This is a genomic window from Mucilaginibacter sp. (assembly GCF_028288185.1).
Classification (GTDB): Bacteria; Bacteroidota; Bacteroidia; order Sphingobacteriales; family Sphingobacteriaceae; genus Mucilaginibacter.
In genome coordinates this window covers 142637-161145 of sequence record NZ_JAQBOF010000008.1, presented here as the reverse complement: position 1 = coordinate 161145, position 18509 = coordinate 142637, and the positions used below count along the sequence as shown (strand labels likewise).

Sequence of the window (18509 nt, the reverse complement as noted above, 5' to 3'; positions counted from 1 at the left end):
TCGCTTCTCCGCGCGTCATTGCTGTTTAGAGTTTATTCAACTCGTCCATCAACCCTTTGCTCATCTTATTAAAGTAGCGCCTTATACCATAGCCCATAACACATTGTATGCCGCGGCTGGCGTTAGTTAAAAAAACTTCGTCAGCTTCATATAAAATCTCGGGGTTGATCTGGGCCTCGGTAACGGGTATATTATTTTTTTTGGCGATGTTGATGATGACTTGGCGCATTACACCTTCAACACAACCCTCACTCAGCGCAGGCGTATATAAATGGTTTTGGTACCATACAAAAACGTTGGCGCTGCTGGCCTCACATAAAAATCCGTTTTGGTTTAGTAAAAAAACTTCGTCCAGGTTGTTTTGTGCTTTATACAAGCCAGCCATAACATAAGTAAGCGAGTTGCAGGTTTTTATGTTTGACAGATAATTTGATGGCTTGGGCAGATCAGTAAAAATATCAACTATTAAACCTTTCTCGTTTAAAAAGTATCGTGGCTCATCAGCAGGTGTAAATTCTAAACAGTAGCCCGATTTATTTTGTGTTGGCGCATAAAATCCTTCCGAATCCCGGTAAACAGTTAATCTTAATCTGCCATGTTTTGATTTATTGCGGATGGATAATTGCTCGGCTTTCTCCTTTAAAAAGTAAGCATCCATTTGCGAGTAGCCATCTATTTTAAGAGCTTTCATACCGCGAGCTAATCGCTCGGCATGCATATCGGCAAATTTAAGCTGGCCCTTTAGCATACGCATGCTCTCAAACAAACCATCACCATATTTAAATGACCGGTTTGCTACCGAAAGCAGTTTGCTATCCGCAGGTAGTATTTCTCCGTTAAAATTAATGTAAAGAGGTGCTGCCATGGTCTATTAATCGCTAATTTCACCATTTTGTGTGGCATTAGCACTAATATATTTACGCCATTTTTGCAATACCAATTCAAAATCCTCTGGCATAGGCGCTTCAAAATGAATATTTTTTTTTGTTGAAGGGTGCACAAAACCCAGTGTTTGCGCATGCAGCGCCTGCCTCGGCATAAGTTCAAAACAATTCTCGACAAACTGTTTGTATTTACTAAACACGGTTCCTTTTAAAATCTTATCACCGCCATAAGCGGCATCACTAAATAAGGGGTGACCAATATGTTTCATGTGGGCGCGTATCTGGTGCGTACGGCCTGTTTCTAACTGGCACTCAATAAGTGTAACATAGTTCATTCGCTCCAATACCTTATAATGGGTTACAGACCATTTTCCCTTTTCCTCGTCATCATAGATCGACATTACCCGCCTGTCGTTTACACTACGGCCTATGTAGCCTGTAACGGTTCCATCTTGTTCCAGGTCGCCCCAAACCAGGGCTATATATTTTCGGGTTATAGAGTGATCAAAAAACTGGCGCGCCAGGTAGGTCATTGATCGCTCGTTTTTGCTTATTAATAATAAGCCCGAAGTATCCTTATCAATCCGATGTACCAAACCGGGCCTGCCATCATTACCGGGCAAAGTAGGTAATTGCTGAAAATGGTACACTAATGCGTTAACCAGCGTACCTGTATAATTATTATATCCTGGATGCACCACCATGCCGGCTTCTTTATTTACTACCAGTACATCGTCATCCTCGTAAACAATATTTATGGGCAGGTTTTCCGGATAAACTTCTGTATCGCGCGGCGGGTGTGGTAGTACAACCGATATTACATCCAACGGTTTAACCCGGTAGCTGGCTTTTATAACCTTATCATTAACCAATACGTTGCCGGCATCAATAGCGTTTTGTATACGGTTGCGCGATGCATTCTCAACGCGATACATTAAAAACTTATCAATACGTAAAAGAGATTGCCCTTTATCAACAACTACGCGCAGATGCTCATACAGGTCCTGCTCATCTTGTTCAAGCACATCGGATTCTTTTATCATTGAGGCAAAAATAGCCGTTTTTCTAATTCAATTAGCTATTAATAAATAATAGCTAAATACTTATATTATTGATTATTACTAAATATATAGTACTTTTATGTTCTAAAACACACCTTAAAACAATATGAAAAAACTTTACCCCCTAATTACTTTGGTAATTTTAACAGCTGCTGCATTCAAGGCAAATGCACAGACGAGCGACGACGGCTTCAGCCAGTTGATTAAATCGAGTCCCGCCGATGTGACTAAATTATTTACAGCCTACGGAACACCTTTATTTAAAGGCTTTGGCGTTGGCCTAAACAGCGGATGGAACAACACTGCTAAAACCAAGAAATTTTTACATTTTGATATTCGTGTTTCCGCTGCGGTAGCTCAAGCTCCTACTGCTGATAAAACCTTTGATGTAACAAAAATTGGCTTGTCAAGCCATTTAACACCCGATGCTTCATCAACAACAAACATTGCACCAAGTTTTGCCGGTGATAAAAATGCCGTAACACCGATAATGCGTATTAATGACGATAATGGTAACAAACTAAGCTCATTCTCATTACCTAAAGGTGTTATACAATACATACCTGCGCCTAACATACAGGTTACTGTAGGTTTAGTTAAAAATACCGATGTTACTATACGTAGCACACCGACTTTCAAAATCAGTGATGATGCAGGTTCTGTTGGTGTATTTGGTTTTGGCGTTAAACACAACATCATCCAGGATTTTGCTAAAAAAGGTAAAGAAAAACCTTTTGACCTGGCACTTGCTGTAAACTACAATCGCATAAAATACACTAAAACACTTAGCGTTAAACCTGATGCAGGTGCTTTACCTGCTCCAGGACAAAGTGCTGCAGACTTTAGCACACAACATATTGATGCCAGCTTTAGCGGATTAAATTTCCAGGCTATCATCTCAAAAAAGTTGTTGTTCTTCACTCCTTTTGCATCTGTAGGATACCAAACGGCTAAAACAAACTTAAATGTTTTAGGTAACTACCCTATTCAATCAACAGCTACCGGACAAGGCTCGTTTTATAAAGTTGTAAGTGATCCGGTTAATATCAGCGAAACCAGCATTAGTGGTATACGCGGTGATTTTGGTTTCCAAATGAACTTGTTGATCCTACGTATCTACGCTTCGTATAGTGTAAGCACTGGTGGCTATAACTCTGCTAACGCGGGTATTGGTCTAGGCTTCTAATAGGGTTAATGGTTATTGATCTCGAGATATTTAGTCCCGTTCAGCAAATTAACGATCAGTTATTTGCCGAATGGGACTTATTAGTTTATATAAAACGCGATGACTTGATACATTCCATTATATCAGGCAATAAATGGCGTAAATTAAAGTACTTGCTTAAAAAGGCGCAAAGCCAGAACAAAACCCACCTGGTGACTTTTGGTGGTGCCTATTCTAATCATTTATTAGCAACCGCGGCAGCAGCAGCCCAATTTGGTTTTAAAGCTACTGGCATTGTGCGTGGTGAACAAGTGGATAATGACACCCTGTTTATGTGCCGCTTACATGGTATGCATTTAATGTTTACTGACAGAGAAAGCTATCGCGATAAACCGGCGTTATTTGATAAATATTTTGCCGATGATAACCAAGCCTTTTTTATTGATGAAGGCGGAGCATCGCCAGAGGCCGCACTGGGTTGCAGCGAATTAGTTAATGAGCTAACAGAAACCTACGACCATATATTTTGTGCCTGCGGCACCGGCACCATGGCCGCAGGGATAATTAATGGTATTACTCAACATCAATTACCGACCCAATTGCATGCAATACCTGTATTTAAAAACGGTGATTTTATAGCTAACGAAATTGATAAGCTATTAACTGTACCTGCAAATTACCAACTCCATACTGACTACCATTTTGGTGGATATGGCAAGGTAAATAACGAGTTGATTAGATTTATTAAAAAGTTTGTTGCCGATACCGGGGTTTTGATCGACCCTATCTATACCGGTAAAATGCTTTATGCCATTTATGACCTGGCTGCAAAAAACTATTTTAAACGCGGCAGTAAAATATTAGCTATACACAGCGGCGGTATTTGGGGATTGCTGGGGATGAAGGACAGGTTTTGATAGTAGATATGCAAATGCCTTAACCGCTTAATATCATCAGATAAATAATTTTAATATTTGCATATCTGCACATTTGCACATCTACTTATCTGCACATCATTTAGTAGCTTTGTATAAAGCATATTCCTATGTACAAGCTATCTGTAAATCCCGAAAACGTTATCGATTCATTAAAAAAGCATGTGCTTGCAGATGGGTTCGACCTTACTTTTGATCTGGAGAAAAGCAGCGGCGTACATATCTACGATTCAAAAAACAAACGTACCCTGCTTGATTTTTTTACTTGTTTTGCATCAGTACCATTAGGGTACAATCACCCTAAAATGCTTAATGACGAGGCCTTTAAAAAAAACCTGATGCTGGCCGCGTTAACCAACCCATCAAACTCTGATATCTATACCACACAATACGCCCAGTTTGTTGAGACTTTTGAAAAAGTGGGCATTCCGGACTACCTGCCCCATGCCTTCTTTATAGCAGGGGGCACATTAGCCATAGAGAATGCACTTAAAACTGCGATGGATTGGAAAGTTCAGAAAAATTTTGCTAAAGGTTACACTACCGAGAAGGGCCAAAAAGTATTACATTTTGAAAATGCTTTTCATGGCCGGTCTGGTTATACAATGAGTTTAACAAACACATTACCTGTTAAAACTAAATGGTATGCTAAGTTCGACTGGCCTCGGGTTTCATTCCCGGCTATACGATTCCCTCAAACTGAAAGCAACTATATTGATCTTTTGAAACGAGAAGAATTATCCATCAGCCAAATAAAACAAGCGTTCATAGATCACAGGGATGATATATGCGCCATTATAGTAGAGCCGGTACAGGCCGAAGGGGGCGACAACCACGCACGCAAAGAGTTTATGGCACAGCTACGCATACTGGCTGACGAAAACGAGGCGCTTTTAATTTATGACGAAGTACAAACCGGCGTAGGTTTAAGCGGTAAGTTTTGGTGCCATGAGCATTTTGGCGATAAAGCCCGTCCCGATATTATTGCTTTCGGTAAAAAAATGCAGGTATGTGGTATACTGGCCAGCAAACGAATAGATGAGGTGGAGCATAATGTATTTAATGTTTCATCGCGCATTAACTCTACATGGGGCGGCAGTTTGGTTGATATGGTGCGCGCAACAAAAATACTGGAGATCATTCAGGAAGATAATTTATGTGCAAAAGCAGTAGAGAATGGTGAATATTTACAAGAAGAATTAGCCAAAATTGCGCAAAACACACCCGTAATAAGCAATGTACGTGGCAAGGGATTGCTTACCGCTTTTGATTTCCAGGATAAAGCCACGCGCGATAAGTTTATACAACTGGGTATTAAAAACAATGTTATGTTTTTAGGTTGCGGTAATAGTACCATAAGGTTTAGGCCCGCGCTTATTATTGAAAAAAATAATATTGATGAAGGGCTGCATATACTTCAAAAAATAGCTAATAAGCTATAATATGTAATAATTTTGCTACAAGACTCTATTTTTAATAATATCATACCACTTTTCGATAGTTGAAATATACTATAATCGTATGTTTGCGTTATCATCTATTATAAGTTATTTCTTTTAACAGGCCATACCCCTTATTAATTGCCTTGCTAATTTTTACTGAAATAATATTTACCATAGCCTATTTGTTATATCATGAGTAAACCCATCGAAAAACTAAAAAAGCAATTGATAGAGATATCAGAAGTTGTTAATGCATTCCAGTCAGAAGCCGTACAGGTAAAAATTATTGATAAGTTACTTGATGCAATGATTGAGTTTGAAAAAGGCGATGCTGATGGATATGAGTTTTTAAGTAAAAAATCAACCAAACAAAAACCATTAGCCAATGGGACTTACAGCGCTATATCGGACCGTAAAAAACCTGGAGCCACTAAAATATTAAACCAACTTTTATCAACCGATTTTTTTAAGTCATCGCATTCTATTTCGGCTATTGCTGATTATTGTAAAGAGCAATATAACTCGGATTTTAAAACTTCCGAACTATCAGGTATATTATTAAAGTTGGCTAAAGAGAACAAACTTAAGCGTCAAAAAAACGATGAGAACAATCGTTTTGAATACGTGGGGGTTTAACATAGTCCATTGTCAATAGACCATGGTAAGATCAAGCCAGACCAAGATCTATAGACAATAGTAAAATCAAACTATCGACTACGGTCTATCATCCATCAACTGCCTTATCTCAGATTAAACAAATTATCTACACCCAGAATTTTTTTCGAGGTAAAGCCCTCGGCAAATTTTACGTGGATAGCTTTGCCAAACTCGCGGGCACGGGCCTCAACAACAGCAATAAACTCCGGCGATGAAATATAGGTTTGTGGTTCACCTTCCCAGTTAGGGTTATAAAATTGTGAGCCATAAGCAAAAATGCTTTCAATCTTTTTATCCCAATACGCTGTAACATCAATTACTATATCAGGTTTAACATATACGTCCTGTATAAAGTGCAGCAAAATTTCGGCACGCCATGGTTCTTGTAATTTACCATCCTTATAAGTTTCTATTTTTCGCAAACCCCCTAAAAAGGCCGAATCAGTAACCAACTGGCAAGCACGGCCATGATCAGGATGACGGTCATAGTAAGCATTAGTTATTATTATTTCAGGCTGATATTTACGTATAGCTGCAATAACCTTTAATTGATATTCTTTAGTGTTTTCAAAAAAGCCATCCGGTATAGCCAGGTTTTCTCTGGCAGCCAAGCCTAATATTTTACCGGCTTCGGTAGCTTCTTTATCACGGATCTCGGCAGAACCGCGCGTGCCTAACTCGCCGCGGGTAAGGTCAACAATACCTACCTTTTTGCCCAACGCAATATGTTTTAATATGGTACCGGCGCAACCTAGTTCGGCATCATCGGGGTGTACAGATAAAACTAATATATCTAGTTTAAGCATGTTTGTTTTTATTGTGATTAGTGAGCGGCAGCTAATAACTTATTGATCTTCTTTTTAATTTTTGATGATGTAGGGTTGGTAAAAGGATAGTAAAAATCAGTAACCTCGCCCTCACGGTTGATCAGAAATTTATGAAAATTCCATCTGGGTACAGAACTTAACTTTCCATTCTGTTTTTTATCAGCAAAGAATTTATAAAGCGGATTGGCATATGGGCCTCTTACTATTATCTTATCAAATATGGGGAAATTAACACCATAGTTTTCGCAAAAAGCAGTTATAGCATCACCTTCTAACGGTTCCTGCCCGCCAAAATCATTTGATGGAAAGCTTAGTATCTCAAAATCTTGCCCGCTAAACTCATTCTTTAGAGCAACCAGATCTTTCAGCTGGGGGGTAAAGCTACATTCGGACGCGGTGTTTACAATTAAAAGCACTTTGTTTTTATAATCTGCTAAATTAATGTCCTGTCCTGATATTTTTTGAACATTGAACTGGTAGATGCTGTTAGTACTCATTACTGGCTTTTGTATGAGTCGTAACCATATTCTTGTAATATTGTTTCAATATCGCGTTGTTCATTCCTATCATAAGTTTCTTTTAAGTTATGTCCAACCACCCTTGCTATTGTTTGAAATAACAGGGCACTGCCCCAACCTTTTAACTCTTTAACCATATTATAAGTGGTCATATCCGTTTCGCGATTAACCAATTTGATGAGTATATCCCCCTGCGAAATTGTCAGATCTTCGATCTTGGTTTTAAACATTGTTTTTATTTCATCATTACAAGCTTGAATCAGAGCTTTTTGCTTGTCTATATCGCCTGTTAAAGCCAGGTCGCGTTGTAGCTTTCTGTACCGGTCTCCGGCAAAATGAGCATAAGGTATAACCTTGCTTACATTGTATCTTAATAAATTAAAGGCCCTTCTATCCGCTTCGGTTTTAAATATGCGGCTTGCACGTATCGTCACGTCAGGGACAACTACCCAGGGCACCATTACGCCATCTAAAAGCGTTACATAGGTTTTAATGGTATCATTTTTGCCTGTTATTGGTAATGCAGGGCGTTGCTCCTGGGCCTTAACTGTACCCACTAAGCAGCAAAACACTATCAAAAGCCCAAATAATTTCATAAATTTACCTAATGCAAAATTAATGCAATTTTTTTTGGTATTTTATAATAACCTGCAATTTTAATGTTTATTGCGTGTTAATGATAAATACTGATAGTGCCTTATTATGAAAGAATTAGTGATCGATCTGGAAGTTGAGAAGACGGAGATATTAAAAAGGTATCGGGCTTTGTTGCGTGCAAGTAAATCTACACTGCAAAAGGGCGACAAGCGCATGATCCGTAAGGCATTTGATATGGCTTTAGAGAGTCATAAAGATATGCGCCGCAAATCCGGCGAGCCCTATATATATCACCCCATAGCCGTTGCACAAATAGCCGCAGAAGAAATTGGGTTGGGCACTACTTCTATAGTATGCGCATTATTGCATGATGTTGTTGAAGATACCGATGTTACGCTTGATGATATTGAACAGGAGTTTGGCAAAAAAGTGGCCAAGATCATAGACGGGTTGACCAAAATATCGGGGGTATTTGATACTAACAGCTCATTACAAGCCGAGAATTTCAGGAAAATGCTGCTTACCCTGGCTGATGATGTTAGGGTGATTTTAATAAAACTGGCCGACCGCCTGCACAACATGCGGACCATGGAGTTTATGCCGCGCGATAAGCAGCTTAAACTATCATCAGAAACGGTTTACTTATATGCCCCCCTTGCGCATCGTTTGGGTTTATATGCCATAAAGTCAGAGCTGGAAGATCTTTCTATGAAATACATGGAGAGAGAAACTTACCAGTTCATTAAAAATAAACTTAACGAGAAAAAGGCGGAACGCGAGAAATTTATTCGTGATTTTATTGAACCTGTAAAAAAAGTATTAAACGGACAGGGTCTGGATGCTGATCTGTTTGGCAGGCCAAAATCTATCCACTCTATCTGGAACAAGATGAAGAAAAAGTCTATCCCATTTGAGGAGGTGTACGACCTTTTTGCCATACGGGTTATACTGGATAGCACGCCCGAAAATGAAAAAGCTGATTGCTGGAAAGCATACTCCATAGTAACTGATCTTTATCGCCCCAATCCGGATAGGCTGCGCGACTGGATATCATCACCCAAAGCAAATGGGTACGAATCATTACATACAACCGTGATGGGCCCGCGCGGGCAATGGGTTGAGGTACAGATACGCACCAAACGGATGAATGAAATTGCCGAGAAGGGTTTCGCAGCGCATTGGAAATACAAAGAATCATCAACAGATAGCGGATTGGACCAATGGGTGCAAAAAGTACGGGATATGTTAAAGAATCCCGATTCGAACGCGCTCGAGTTCCTGGATGATTTTAAGATGAATTTATTCTCTGACGAGATATTCATATTCACACCGAAAGGCGCGCTGATACAGTTGCCGTTAAATGCCACCGCGCTTGATTTTGCATTTGAGATTCATACCGATGTTGGTGCAAGTTGTATCGGCGCTAAGGTTAACCACAAATTGGTACCGCTAAGCTACAAACTACAAAATGGCGATCAGGTAGAAATTATCACTTCAAGCAAACAGGCTCCTAAAGAAGATTGGCTGAATTTTGTGGTAACTGCGAAAGCCAAGGCCAAAATAAAATCAGCATTAAAAGAAGAAAAGCGTAGGGTTGCCGAGGATGGCAAAGAGATACTGGAACGTAAGCTAAAATCTTTAAAGATCACTTATAACTCGGAGAATATACATAAGCTTAGCTACTATTTTAAACTGGCATCAACTCAGGATCTCTTCTTCAACATAGCCAAAGGGCTTATTGATATGAAGGACCTAAAGGATTACCAGCAATCTGAAAAAGTTGTTGAAAATAAACCGCAGGATAGAATAGAGAACGAGCAGCTACAAGGCCTGTTACGCAACATTAAAGCCAAAGACAGCGACATGCTGATGATTGGCGAGGATATGAAAAAAATTGACTAAAAACTTGCCAATTGCTCTAACCCTATCCCCGGCGATGATGTATTTGGTTTTGTTACCGTTAGTGATGGTATAAAAATACACCGCACCAATTGCCCTAACGCGGCCAAGTTAATGGCCAACTATGGCTATCGTATTGTTAAAGCCCGTTGGACCAATCAACAAGAACTTGCATTTTTAACAGGTTTACGTATTACCGGTATAGATGATGTAGGTTTAATTAATAAGTTAACCACTGTAATATCAAACGATTTTAAAGTAAATATGCGCTCCATTACGGTTGATAGCGATAACGGTATTTTTGAAGGATCAATAATGGTATACGTAAACGATACCCAACATTTAGACAACCTGATAAAAAGACTAAAAACGGTTAATGGCGTTACTGCTGTAACCAGGTTTGACGCGGTTGAAAAAGCATCGTAATAGATAGAATTAAGAAGTAAGAGTCAAGAATCAAGAGCAATTTTTATAACGTACAAGTATAGTATTAGATATTTGAAGAAGCATTGTCTTATTTCCTGACTCTTGATTCTTGCCGCTAATATGCTACCTTTGAACATTAATAAACAACTATGCCGCAACAGGAAACTATAGTAATGGTTAAAAAGATTTTTGAGGCTTACCTTGAAAATAAAAGCCTGCGTAAAACCCCCGAACGCTTTGCCATACTAGAAGAGATCTATTCGCGCAGCGACCATTTTGATGTGGAATCATTATATATCCACATGAAAAACAAGAAATACAGGGTTAGCCGTGCTACGGTTTATAACACGCTGGAGTTACTGGTATCATGCGATCTGGTTACTAAGCACCAGTTTGGTAAAAACATGGCCCAGTTTGAAAAATCATATGGCTACAAGCAGCACGACCATATTATTTGCCTGGATTGTGGCAAGGTAGTTGAGTTTTGCGACCCGCGCATACAACAAATACAAAGCATGATGGGCGGCCTGCTAAAATTCGAGATAAAGCACCACTCTTTAAATCTTTATGGTAATTGTGAAAAACTTAAAGCAGGCTTTTGCGATAGAAAAGTATAACTTTACCCCCTTGTTAAATATTCTAATTTCATAATGGCTGTTGACGTATTATTAGGCCTCCAGTGGGGCGATGAAGGTAAAGGAAAAATTGTTGATGTATTAAGCGCAGGTTATGACCTGATCGCCCGTTTCCAGGGAGGCCCGAATGCAGGCCATACTTTGGAGTTCGACGGTAAAAAATTTGTATTGAACACCATCCCTTCCGGTATATTTTTTGATAACACACTTAATCTTATAGGTAATGGTGTTGTTATTGACCCTATCACCCTAAAAAGAGAAATTGATAAATTAAAGGATGCCGGGCATGATCTTTTAGCTAAAAAGAATTTATTAATAGCTAAAAAGGCACACCTGATATTACCTACCCACCAACTACTAGACGCCGCTTCTGAAAAGAAAATGGGCGAAGGCAAAATTGGATCTACGTTAAAAGGTATCGGCCCAACTTATATGGATAAAACCGGGCGTAACGGTTTACGTATTGGTGATATTACCCTGCCCGATTTTAAAGAGCGCTATAAAAAACTGGTTGATAAGCATACTTCTATGCTGCAAGCATTATATGGCGAAGTTGCTGATTTTAGCGAACGTGAAGTAGCTTTCTTTGAAGCTATTGAGTTGATCAAAAAATTCCAGTTAGTTGACTCTGAACATTTTGTAAACGACTATCTTAATAAAGGTAAAAAAATATTAGCCGAGGGCGCACAAGGTACTATGCTGGATATTGACTTTGGTTCATATCCTTTTGTAACTTCATCAAACACTACAAGTGCAGGTGCCTGTACTGGTTTGGGTATAGCCCCAAACACCATTGGCGATGTTATTGGTATTTTTAAAGCTTATTGCACCCGTGTTGGCGGTGGCCCCTTCCCTACCGAATTAGATAACGAGGTTGGCGAAGAACTACGTAAAGTGGGTCATGAGTTTGGCGCCACAACTGGTAGGCCACGCCGTACCGGCTGGATTGATCTACCGGCTTTAAAATATGCTATTATGTTGAATGGTGTTACCCAAATGGTAATGACCAAGGCTGATGTGTTAAGTGGCTTTGATAAAATTTATGCCTGTACCCATTATAATTACTTAGGCGAAAAGATAGACTACATGCCGTATGATATTTGCTCGGTAGATGCTGTGCCTGTTTTAAAGGAGATTGATGGTTGGAAGGAAGATTTGACGGGCATAACAGAATTATCAGAAATACCTGCCAAACTACAAGCCTATATTGATTACCTGGAGAAAGAACTGGGTGTACCTATCAAATGGTTATCAGTAGGCCCTGACAGAAAACAAACTTTAGTATTACACTAAACCTACTAAAACAAATATTAAAAAGGCTCCGTTATGCGGGGCCTTTTGTTTTAACTTTGCAGGGTGATTAAGCAGGTAACCGATCTCCATTTATTTAAGCAAAAAGCGCTGCAATGGGCAGCAACATTTGATTCGGCATGTTACCTTGACTCCAATAATTTTAACGACCCTTACTCTAAATTTGATACCTTAATTGCAGCAGGTGTTAAGTGTAGCGTAACCGCAAATACAGGATCGGCTTTTGATGAACTGGCCAGGTTTCGCGAAGAAAATCCAGGCTGGCTAACAGGTTTCTTTAGCTATGACCTGAAGAATGAAATAGAGCGTTTATCATCTGCAAATCCAGACTATCTTAACTTTCCAGACCTTTATTTCTTTGCCCCGAAGCATTTAATATTAATTAATGGCAATAAGGTTGAGGTTATCTCTGATGATGCTGATGGCATTTTTAAAACGATTGAACAGCAGTCGCCATCCGCCTATCAGGATAATAACATCAACCTGCAATCACGGTTCAGCAAAGAAGATTATATAGCTACTGTTAATAAAATAAAGAACCATATAACTCGTGGTGATATCTATGTAACCAACTTTTGCCAGGAGTTTTTTGCAGATAACTCTCAAATTGACCCTGTGGCTACATTTTTACAACTTAACCAGGTATCGCCTACACCGTTTGGCACATTTTATAAATGGAAAGATAACTATATCCTATGCGCATCGCCCGAACGTTTTTTGGCTAAACGCGATAATAAACTCATATCGCAACCCATAAAAGGCACCGCCAAGCGTGGTAATACCGAGCAGGAAGATGAGGCCATTAAACAACAACTACGCAACCATACAAAAGAGTTACAGGAAAACGTAATGATCGTGGACCTGGTGCGTAACGATCTTACCCACTCTGCCAAACAGGGCACGGTTAAAACCGAAGAGCTATTCGGTATTTATACCTTTAACCAGGTACATCAAATGATATCGACTGTAGTGTGCGAGTTACAAGGCGGTATTTCGCCCGTTGAAGCCATACGCAATACTTTCCCTATGGGCAGCATGACCGGCGCACCTAAAATAAGCGCGATGCGCCTGATGGAGCAATACGAGCGCAGCAAGCGTGGCATATACTCGGGCGCTATAGGTTACTTTAGCCCCGATAATGATTTTGATTTTAATGTGGTGATAAGGACCTTGCTGTATAACTCGGTTGAAAGGTATTTATCATTCCACGTAGGCAGCGCCATAACCTATTATGCCGATGCCGAACAGGAATATGATGAGTGCTTACTCAAAGCCAAAGCGATATTAGAAGTCTTAGGGCAATCGCTGATATAGCTTGTTTCACGAAAAGGTGAAACACTTGAAACACTATTTTTTGTTAAAAACTTGATTTATAATTATTTAACAAAATTTGATGAAACAGAATGAAACAACTTTTACGTCAGTATTTTTACGAATAAATTTATGATTTCACACTGATAATCAAATAAATACAATTAACCCATTTTGGCAGAGTGAAACAAACCTATTTTAGAAGTCACCGACATCCCAATAGCGGCGCCATTATTTCTAAATCTTGAAGTTCCATAAATAGACGTAAATAATATTTTATTTATTATAATACTTCATGGCCTCGGGTACCTCCTTTTGTATGGCTGCTATACGGGTAGCATCAGTAGGGTGTGTACTCAAAAACTCCGGTTGCGCGCCATTTTTGTTTTGCGCGGCCATACGTTGCCAAAATAAAACAGCCTCGTTAGGGTCATAACCGGCCATCGCCATAAAAGTTAAACCTAATCTGTCAGCCTCTGACTCCTGATCGCGCGAATATTTTAACAGCGCTAATTGCCCCCCAACTCCATATAACTGGCCAATAAGCGATTGCGTAGTTGAGGATTGCCCATTGGCAGCAACACCAACTAAACCGCCGCCGGTTTGTACAGCCAATTGTTGCGACATCCGCTCGGCCGAGTGGCGGGCAATGGCATGGCCTATTTCGTGGCCCATAACGGTAGCCAGGCCGGCATCAGTTTTGGTAACAGGCAGTATGCCACTATATACAGCCACTTTTCCACCGGGCATACACCAGGCATTTATTTCATTGCTTTGTATCAGGTTAAATTCCCAATTAAACTTATATTGATCAGCATAACCGCTCTGCTGTAAATAACGCTCTATCGCAACTGATAGCTGTGCGCCAATACGCTTAACCCGCTGTGCATCAGCACCAGCGGCTACCACTTTAGTTTTAGGATCAGACAGTAACTGCGAATAGCTGGCGGCGGCAGATTGATTGATCTCTGCATCGCCTACAAGGCTTAGTTGCTTTCGCCCTGTTAATGGTACTGTAGCGCACGAATATATTATTGTGGCAACTATTAACAGTGCAAAAAATGGTTTTACTAATTTCATAGTATCGGGGTATTTTTGGAATAAATAATTAATAACGATACTTAAATAACACTTTAAAGGCAGGGAATGTTTTAGCTATTGAACTGCTGTTTCTTTTTAAAGAGATTTACTTTAGACTCGGTGCCTTTTAATAAACGTTCAATATTTTTTTGGTGGGTAACCAATATTAGCAGGCACATACACATACCATAAATTACAACCGAGCGATTGCTGGGAAAAATAAACGTAACCCCTAAAAGGTAGGTAAATCCGGCCAGTATAGAACCTAGCGATACGTATCTAAACACTAATAAAACTATAATAAATACTATAACACAAAGCAATGCCGCATGAAAGTGGATAGCCAGTATCATCCCGAATAAGGTGGCTATACCCTTACCGCCCCTAAACCCCGCAAATACCGGGAACAGGTGGCCCATTACCGCAGCAATTCCGAGCGCCAGTTCGTAATTAGTATAAGGGATAGAGTTTACCCCACCGGTTGTAGTAACACCAATAAAAAAAGCAAGATTAGTGGCTGTAAATCCTTTTAAAATATCAAGCAGCATTACGGGTATACCGGCTTTTTTGCCCAGTACCCTAAATGTATTGGTTGCACCTGCATTACCGCTGCCATACTCTCTTACATCTACCCCGTAAAACGCCATTCCTATCCAAACCGCAGTAGGGATAGAACCACACAAATAAGCAAGTATAAGCGCTGAAATTGAATAAGGGGTGATCATATCAACGCAATATTATAAATTGAAAAATGTACTAACAAGTTTAATCATATTTAAACGCAATTGGCAATTTCCTATAAAATTAATACAATGTAAATTATTTAACCGCTTTAAGGCTCAGATCCAGGCAGGTAACCGAATGCGTTAACGCACCTATAGAAACATAATCAACCCCACAATTAGCATACTCGCGCACATTGTCTACAGTTATACCGCCTGAAGCTTCTGTAATGTAACGGCCTTCAATAATATTAACCGCTTGTTTCAGGTCGGCGAAATTAAAGTTATCCAGCAATATGCGGTCTACTCCCCCGGTTCGTATTACTTCATCCAGTTCGTCTTGGTTACGTACTTCAATTTCGATAGCCAGCTTTTTATTATTAGCGGCTATATATTGATGCGCGTTCTCTATAGCTTGCCGGATGCCGCCCGAATAATCAACATGATTATCTTTGATCAATATCATATCATACAAACCAAAACGATGGTTAACACCGCCGCCTATACGTACGGCCCATTTCTCCAGGTAACGCATACCGGGTGTGGTTTTACGGGTATCTAATACCTGGGTGTTAGTACCTTTTAGTAAGTCGACAATATGATCTGTATTAGTAGCAATGCCTGACATGCGCTGCATACAGTTCAGCACTAAACGCTCGGCAGTTAGTATACTGATGGCGCTGCCTTCAACCTCAAACACAATGTCTTTGGGTCTTACTTCGGTGCCATCATTGATGAATACGTTTAGCTTAAGGCCCTTATCAACCCGGTGGAAGATATATTCGGCCAGCTCAACACCAGCTATGATGCCGGTATCTTTAACTAACAGTTTTGCTTTGCCTGTAGTACCTGCGGGTATGGTGGCTAATGATGTATGGTCGCCATCACCAACATCTTCTTTAAGGGCATTATCTATAAAATGGCGTACAAGTTCTTTATCCAAATCAGTTACTTTTTAGAAGTTCCAAAAGTAATAACATTTTTTGGATGTGATGGTTTGAGGATGTGCAAATGTGCGGATATGGGGATGTGCAGACTCACATTTTCTAAAAATAATTGTCATTTCGAACCGAGGTACGAGTGAGAAATCTTATACACCTTGCAAATCGACATTACGTGGCGTATAAGATTTCTCGCTATCGCTCGAAATGACATGTTTTTTTTAACATGTCATTAATCGCCAATCTTAAAACTCAAAACCTAAATGTATTCCCCCCTGCATCAAATTTATTTTCTCTGACGATACCGCGCCAAAAGGTACTCTTAAAAACGGACCAAAGTTGATCTGGTTGCGGCCAACGGCCTTCTTTTTACCTATTGATAATATATAAAAGCCCATATAATTATTGATCTTTTCTTTGCTTTCCTCTGTTTTTTGTTGTGTTACAACCGACAGGTACTGCAGCGAAGGGCCGGTGCCGGAGGCGTTTGTTGACGCGGCGGCGGTAATTGTACTTTCTGTTAAATAATTATAGCTAAGATGATTGTTTAAAACCGACATACCTACTACCCCGGCAGATACATAGAAGCCATTATTGGTTTTATATTGCAATCCTATAGGCACTTCAAAACCCGATAACGCCAAATCAACTTGCTGTACCTTTTTATGCGGATCGGTACCAGGGTTACCGGCTGACGTGGCATTTAGTGATGAATAGGCTAACCCGCTGCTAATAGACAAATTATTGTTAAAGTGATAAGACACCTGCACACCTGTACCAAAATTAACTTTTTGATTACCCAACGCGGGCGAGACAATTACCGCATAGGTCACGCTCTTAGTTTTTGTTTTTACCGGAGATAGTTGTTGGTTTGTTTTACTTTTTACCAACAAGTCATACACCGGCTTGTTATCTGCTTTATGCTTTTCTGTTTCGTTATTAGCAAATACGCTGCCCGGCACTACCCCTGCGGCAGTTTTAACCGGGCGGGCGGTATCAATGGCAACAGCCAACTTTTCACCCACTTTAAAAGCATTATTGGGTTTAACAGCTTTATTATTGACAATGAGTGTTGTACTATCCTTGTAAGTAGCAGGTTGGTTGGCAGGGGCATATCTTGCCAGGTTTTGAATTGATTTTGCGGTATTATGCTTTGTCCATGTTTGCATGGGCCTTATTGTATCGCGATAGTTATGCATAACACCCTTATCAATCCCAATTGTATTACCGGCAGTAATATTTTCATCGCCCGATTTTAAAGGCTTAACAAATGGTTGATGTATTTTATTTTTTGTTTGCATAAGCTGCATTGACGCATCCTGTTTTGCAAAAAGCTGCATTGCTCCATAGCCTACCAATAATAAAACAGCCGCAGCCGCACCTACTCTAAAAAACAGCATAGCCATGCGTCTTCGTTTGCGTTTTTGCTGAAACACCTCCCACGCACCGGGCACGTATGCATCTTCGTAAGCATGCAGCGTATCCTCTATCTCATTAAGAAAATTACTTTCATTTTTCATAATACGTCATCATACTTTTTTGATAGAGATCTGCAAGCTTTATCCTTGCTCTTGTTAAATACACCCTGCTGGTACTCGGCGGAATTTGAAATTGCTTTCCTATTTCTTCGTGGCTAAAGCCTTCGATCTGGTGCATATTAAATATCAGTTGCTGTATTGGGGGCAACTCATCAATAAGCGCCACAATAGCTTGAAATGATAAATTATCGGGAGCTTCAACAGCTATTTTCATTGTTTTATCATCAGCAATATCATCTACATATAACAATACCTTTTTTGAGCGGATACTATCAATAGCTACGTTAGCGGCTATACGGCCTATCCAACCTTTAAATGCTTTAGGTAACTCATCAGGCGGGCCGTTAAATACAAAATCGCCTATTTTTTTAAAAATCTTCAAAAAAGCATCGTTTACCAGTTCGGTTTGGCTGCTTCTTTGTTTCACATATCTAAAAACTACGCCCGACAAGTAACCATAAAAGGTTTTATATAAAAGCTCCTCGCATTTATAATCCTTTTTTACACACCCTTCAATAAGATCTTTTAAAGCCGGCTCTTTTTTTAGCACCTGTAATAAA

Annotated in this window: 17 protein-coding genes and 1 pseudogene; 8 read left to right on the top strand and 10 right to left on the bottom strand. The window is 39.8% G+C overall.

Annotation, left to right across the window (positions count from 1 at the left end):
- Nucleotides 1-25: 25 nt before the first annotated feature.
- Both JWQ34_RS03280 and JWQ34_RS03275 read right to left on the bottom strand, forming a co-directional pair.
- Nucleotides 26-865: an aminotransferase class IV gene (locus JWQ34_RS03280; RefSeq protein WP_299353862.1), complete on the bottom strand. Its 840-nt coding sequence runs from the start codon at nucleotides 863-865 to the stop codon at nucleotides 26-28.
- A gap of 6 nt (nucleotides 866-871) precedes the next feature.
- Nucleotides 872-1927: an RluA family pseudouridine synthase gene (locus JWQ34_RS03275; protein WP_299353859.1), complete on the bottom strand. Its 1056-nt coding sequence runs from the start codon at nucleotides 1925-1927 to the stop codon at nucleotides 872-874.
- A gap of 124 nt (nucleotides 1928-2051) precedes the next feature.
- On the opposite strand from JWQ34_RS03275, the gene JWQ34_RS03270 reads away from it, so the two are divergent.
- The 4 genes from JWQ34_RS03270 to JWQ34_RS03255 all read left to right on the top strand — a co-directional run bounded on the left by JWQ34_RS03270 (nucleotide 2052) and on the right by JWQ34_RS03255 (nucleotide 6123).
- Complete coding sequence (locus JWQ34_RS03270) at nucleotides 2052-3131, top strand: DUF6588 family protein (RefSeq protein ID WP_299353856.1); 1080 nt, start codon at nucleotides 2052-2054, stop codon at nucleotides 3129-3131.
- Nucleotides 3132-3139: 8 nt separating this feature from the next.
- The gene (locus tag JWQ34_RS03265; RefSeq protein ID WP_299353853.1) at nucleotides 3140-4027 is read left to right on the top strand and encodes a 1-aminocyclopropane-1-carboxylate deaminase/D-cysteine desulfhydrase; all 888 of its coding nucleotides are present in this window, start codon (nucleotides 3140-3142) and stop codon (nucleotides 4025-4027) included.
- A 128-nt stretch (nucleotides 4028-4155) separates the two neighbouring features.
- The gene (gene lat / locus JWQ34_RS03260) at nucleotides 4156-5487 is read left to right on the top strand and encodes an L-lysine 6-transaminase (RefSeq protein WP_299353850.1); all 1332 of its coding nucleotides are present in this window, start codon (nucleotides 4156-4158) and stop codon (nucleotides 5485-5487) included.
- 192 nt (nucleotides 5488-5679) lie between these two features.
- Nucleotides 5680-6123 carry a hypothetical protein gene (locus JWQ34_RS03255; protein ID WP_299353847.1) on the top strand — a complete coding sequence of 148 codons (444 nt, stop codon included), beginning with the start codon at nucleotides 5680-5682 and terminating at the stop codon, nucleotides 6121-6123.
- Between the two features lie 104 nt (nucleotides 6124-6227).
- On the opposite strand, the gene bshB1 is transcribed toward JWQ34_RS03255, so the two are convergent.
- From bshB1 to JWQ34_RS03240, 3 genes are read right to left on the bottom strand one after another with little or no spacing between them, the layout of a single operon-like run.
- The gene (gene bshB1, locus JWQ34_RS03250) at nucleotides 6228-6950 is read right to left on the bottom strand and encodes a bacillithiol biosynthesis deacetylase BshB1 (RefSeq protein ID WP_299353845.1); all 723 of its coding nucleotides are present in this window, start codon (nucleotides 6948-6950) and stop codon (nucleotides 6228-6230) included.
- A gap of 17 nt (nucleotides 6951-6967) precedes the next feature.
- Entirely contained in the window at nucleotides 6968-7468 is a 501-nt protein-coding gene (locus JWQ34_RS03245; RefSeq protein ID WP_299353842.1) for a glutathione peroxidase, read from the bottom strand.
- The gene (locus tag JWQ34_RS03240; RefSeq protein ID WP_299353839.1) at nucleotides 7468-8085 is read right to left on the bottom strand and encodes a DUF4294 domain-containing protein; all 618 of its coding nucleotides are present in this window, start codon (nucleotides 8083-8085) and stop codon (nucleotides 7468-7470) included. The genes JWQ34_RS03245 and JWQ34_RS03240 overlap by 1 nt, the downstream gene beginning before the upstream one ends.
- 106 nt (nucleotides 8086-8191) lie before the next feature.
- On the opposite strand from JWQ34_RS03240, the pseudogene JWQ34_RS03235 reads away from it, so the two are divergent.
- From JWQ34_RS03235 to JWQ34_RS03220, 4 genes and pseudogenes are all read left to right on the top strand, one after another.
- Nucleotides 8192-10411 (top strand): annotated as a pseudogene (locus tag JWQ34_RS03235) (bifunctional (p)ppGpp synthetase/guanosine-3',5'-bis(diphosphate) 3'-pyrophosphohydrolase).
- Between the two features lie 149 nt (nucleotides 10412-10560).
- The gene (locus JWQ34_RS03230; protein WP_299353836.1) at nucleotides 10561-11028 is read left to right on the top strand and encodes a transcriptional repressor; all 468 of its coding nucleotides are present in this window, start codon (nucleotides 10561-10563) and stop codon (nucleotides 11026-11028) included.
- A gap of 33 nt (nucleotides 11029-11061) precedes the next feature.
- Nucleotides 11062-12339, top strand: coding sequence for an adenylosuccinate synthase (locus JWQ34_RS03225; protein WP_299353833.1), 1278 nt, complete (start codon nucleotides 11062-11064; stop codon nucleotides 12337-12339).
- Between the two features lie 63 nt (nucleotides 12340-12402).
- Nucleotides 12403-13671 carry an anthranilate synthase component I family protein gene (locus tag JWQ34_RS03220; protein WP_299353830.1) on the top strand — a complete coding sequence of 423 codons (1269 nt, stop codon included), beginning with the start codon at nucleotides 12403-12405 and terminating at the stop codon, nucleotides 13669-13671.
- Between the two features lie 273 nt (nucleotides 13672-13944).
- Here the strand turns inward: JWQ34_RS03220 and JWQ34_RS03215 are convergent, their stop codons facing one another.
- The 5 genes from JWQ34_RS03215 to JWQ34_RS03195 form a co-directional block, all read right to left on the bottom strand.
- Nucleotides 13945-14748 carry a M48 family metallopeptidase gene (locus tag JWQ34_RS03215; RefSeq protein ID WP_299353827.1) on the bottom strand — a complete coding sequence of 268 codons (804 nt, stop codon included), beginning with the start codon at nucleotides 14746-14748 and terminating at the stop codon, nucleotides 13945-13947.
- A gap of 71 nt (nucleotides 14749-14819) precedes the next feature.
- The gene (plsY, locus tag JWQ34_RS03210) at nucleotides 14820-15473 is read right to left on the bottom strand and encodes a glycerol-3-phosphate 1-O-acyltransferase PlsY (RefSeq protein ID WP_299353824.1); all 654 of its coding nucleotides are present in this window, start codon (nucleotides 15471-15473) and stop codon (nucleotides 14820-14822) included.
- Between the two features lie 94 nt (nucleotides 15474-15567).
- Nucleotides 15568-16413, bottom strand: a complete 846-nt coding sequence (gene nadC / locus JWQ34_RS03205) for a carboxylating nicotinate-nucleotide diphosphorylase (protein WP_299353821.1) — start codon at nucleotides 16411-16413, stop codon at nucleotides 15568-15570.
- A gap of 243 nt (nucleotides 16414-16656) precedes the next feature.
- Nucleotides 16657-17931, bottom strand: a complete 1275-nt coding sequence (locus JWQ34_RS03200) for an outer membrane beta-barrel protein (RefSeq protein WP_299353818.1) — start codon at nucleotides 17929-17931, stop codon at nucleotides 16657-16659.
- A complete protein-coding gene (locus tag JWQ34_RS03195; protein ID WP_299353816.1) occupies nucleotides 17921-18499 on the bottom strand; it encodes a sigma-70 family RNA polymerase sigma factor in 579 nt (192 codons plus the stop codon). Before JWQ34_RS03195 ends, JWQ34_RS03200 begins: the two co-directional genes overlap by 11 nt.
- Nucleotides 18500-18509: the final 10 nt, after the last annotated feature.

Bases quoted from the DNA above. Each gene is read 5' to 3' on its own strand.
- JWQ34_RS03215 (WP_299353827.1), bottom strand. From the start codon at position 14,748: ATGAAATTAGTAAAACCATTTTTTGCACTGTTAATAGTTGCCACAATA.
- JWQ34_RS03225 (WP_299353833.1), top strand. From the start codon at position 11,062: ATGGCTGTTGACGTATTATTAGGCCTCCAGTGGGGCGATGAAGGTAAA.
- bshB1 (WP_299353845.1), bottom strand. From the start codon at position 6,950: ATGCTTAAACTAGATATATTAGTTTTATCTGTACACCCCGATGATGCC.
- lat (WP_299353850.1), top strand. From the start codon at position 4,156: ATGTACAAGCTATCTGTAAATCCCGAAAACGTTATCGATTCATTAAAA.
- JWQ34_RS03255 (WP_299353847.1), top strand. From the start codon at position 5,680: ATGAGTAAACCCATCGAAAAACTAAAAAAGCAATTGATAGAGATATCA.
- JWQ34_RS03265 (WP_299353853.1), top strand. From the start codon at position 3,140: ATGGTTATTGATCTCGAGATATTTAGTCCCGTTCAGCAAATTAACGAT.
- JWQ34_RS03270 (WP_299353856.1), top strand. From the start codon at position 2,052: ATGAAAAAACTTTACCCCCTAATTACTTTGGTAATTTTAACAGCTGCT.
- JWQ34_RS03280 (WP_299353862.1), bottom strand. From the start codon at position 865: ATGGCAGCACCTCTTTACATTAATTTTAACGGAGAAATACTACCTGCG.
- JWQ34_RS03200 (WP_299353818.1), bottom strand. From the start codon at position 17,931: ATGAAAAATGAAAGTAATTTTCTTAATGAGATAGAGGATACGCTGCAT.
- JWQ34_RS03240 (WP_299353839.1), bottom strand. From the start codon at position 8,085: ATGAAATTATTTGGGCTTTTGATAGTGTTTTGCTGCTTAGTGGGTACA.
- plsY (WP_299353824.1), bottom strand. From the start codon at position 15,473: ATGATCACCCCTTATTCAATTTCAGCGCTTATACTTGCTTATTTGTGT.
- JWQ34_RS03275 (WP_299353859.1), bottom strand. From the start codon at position 1,927: ATGATAAAAGAATCCGATGTGCTTGAACAAGATGAGCAGGACCTGTAT.
- JWQ34_RS03245 (WP_299353842.1), bottom strand. From the start codon at position 7,468: ATGAGTACTAACAGCATCTACCAGTTCAATGTTCAAAAAATATCAGGA.
- JWQ34_RS03230 (WP_299353836.1), top strand. From the start codon at position 10,561: ATGCCGCAACAGGAAACTATAGTAATGGTTAAAAAGATTTTTGAGGCT.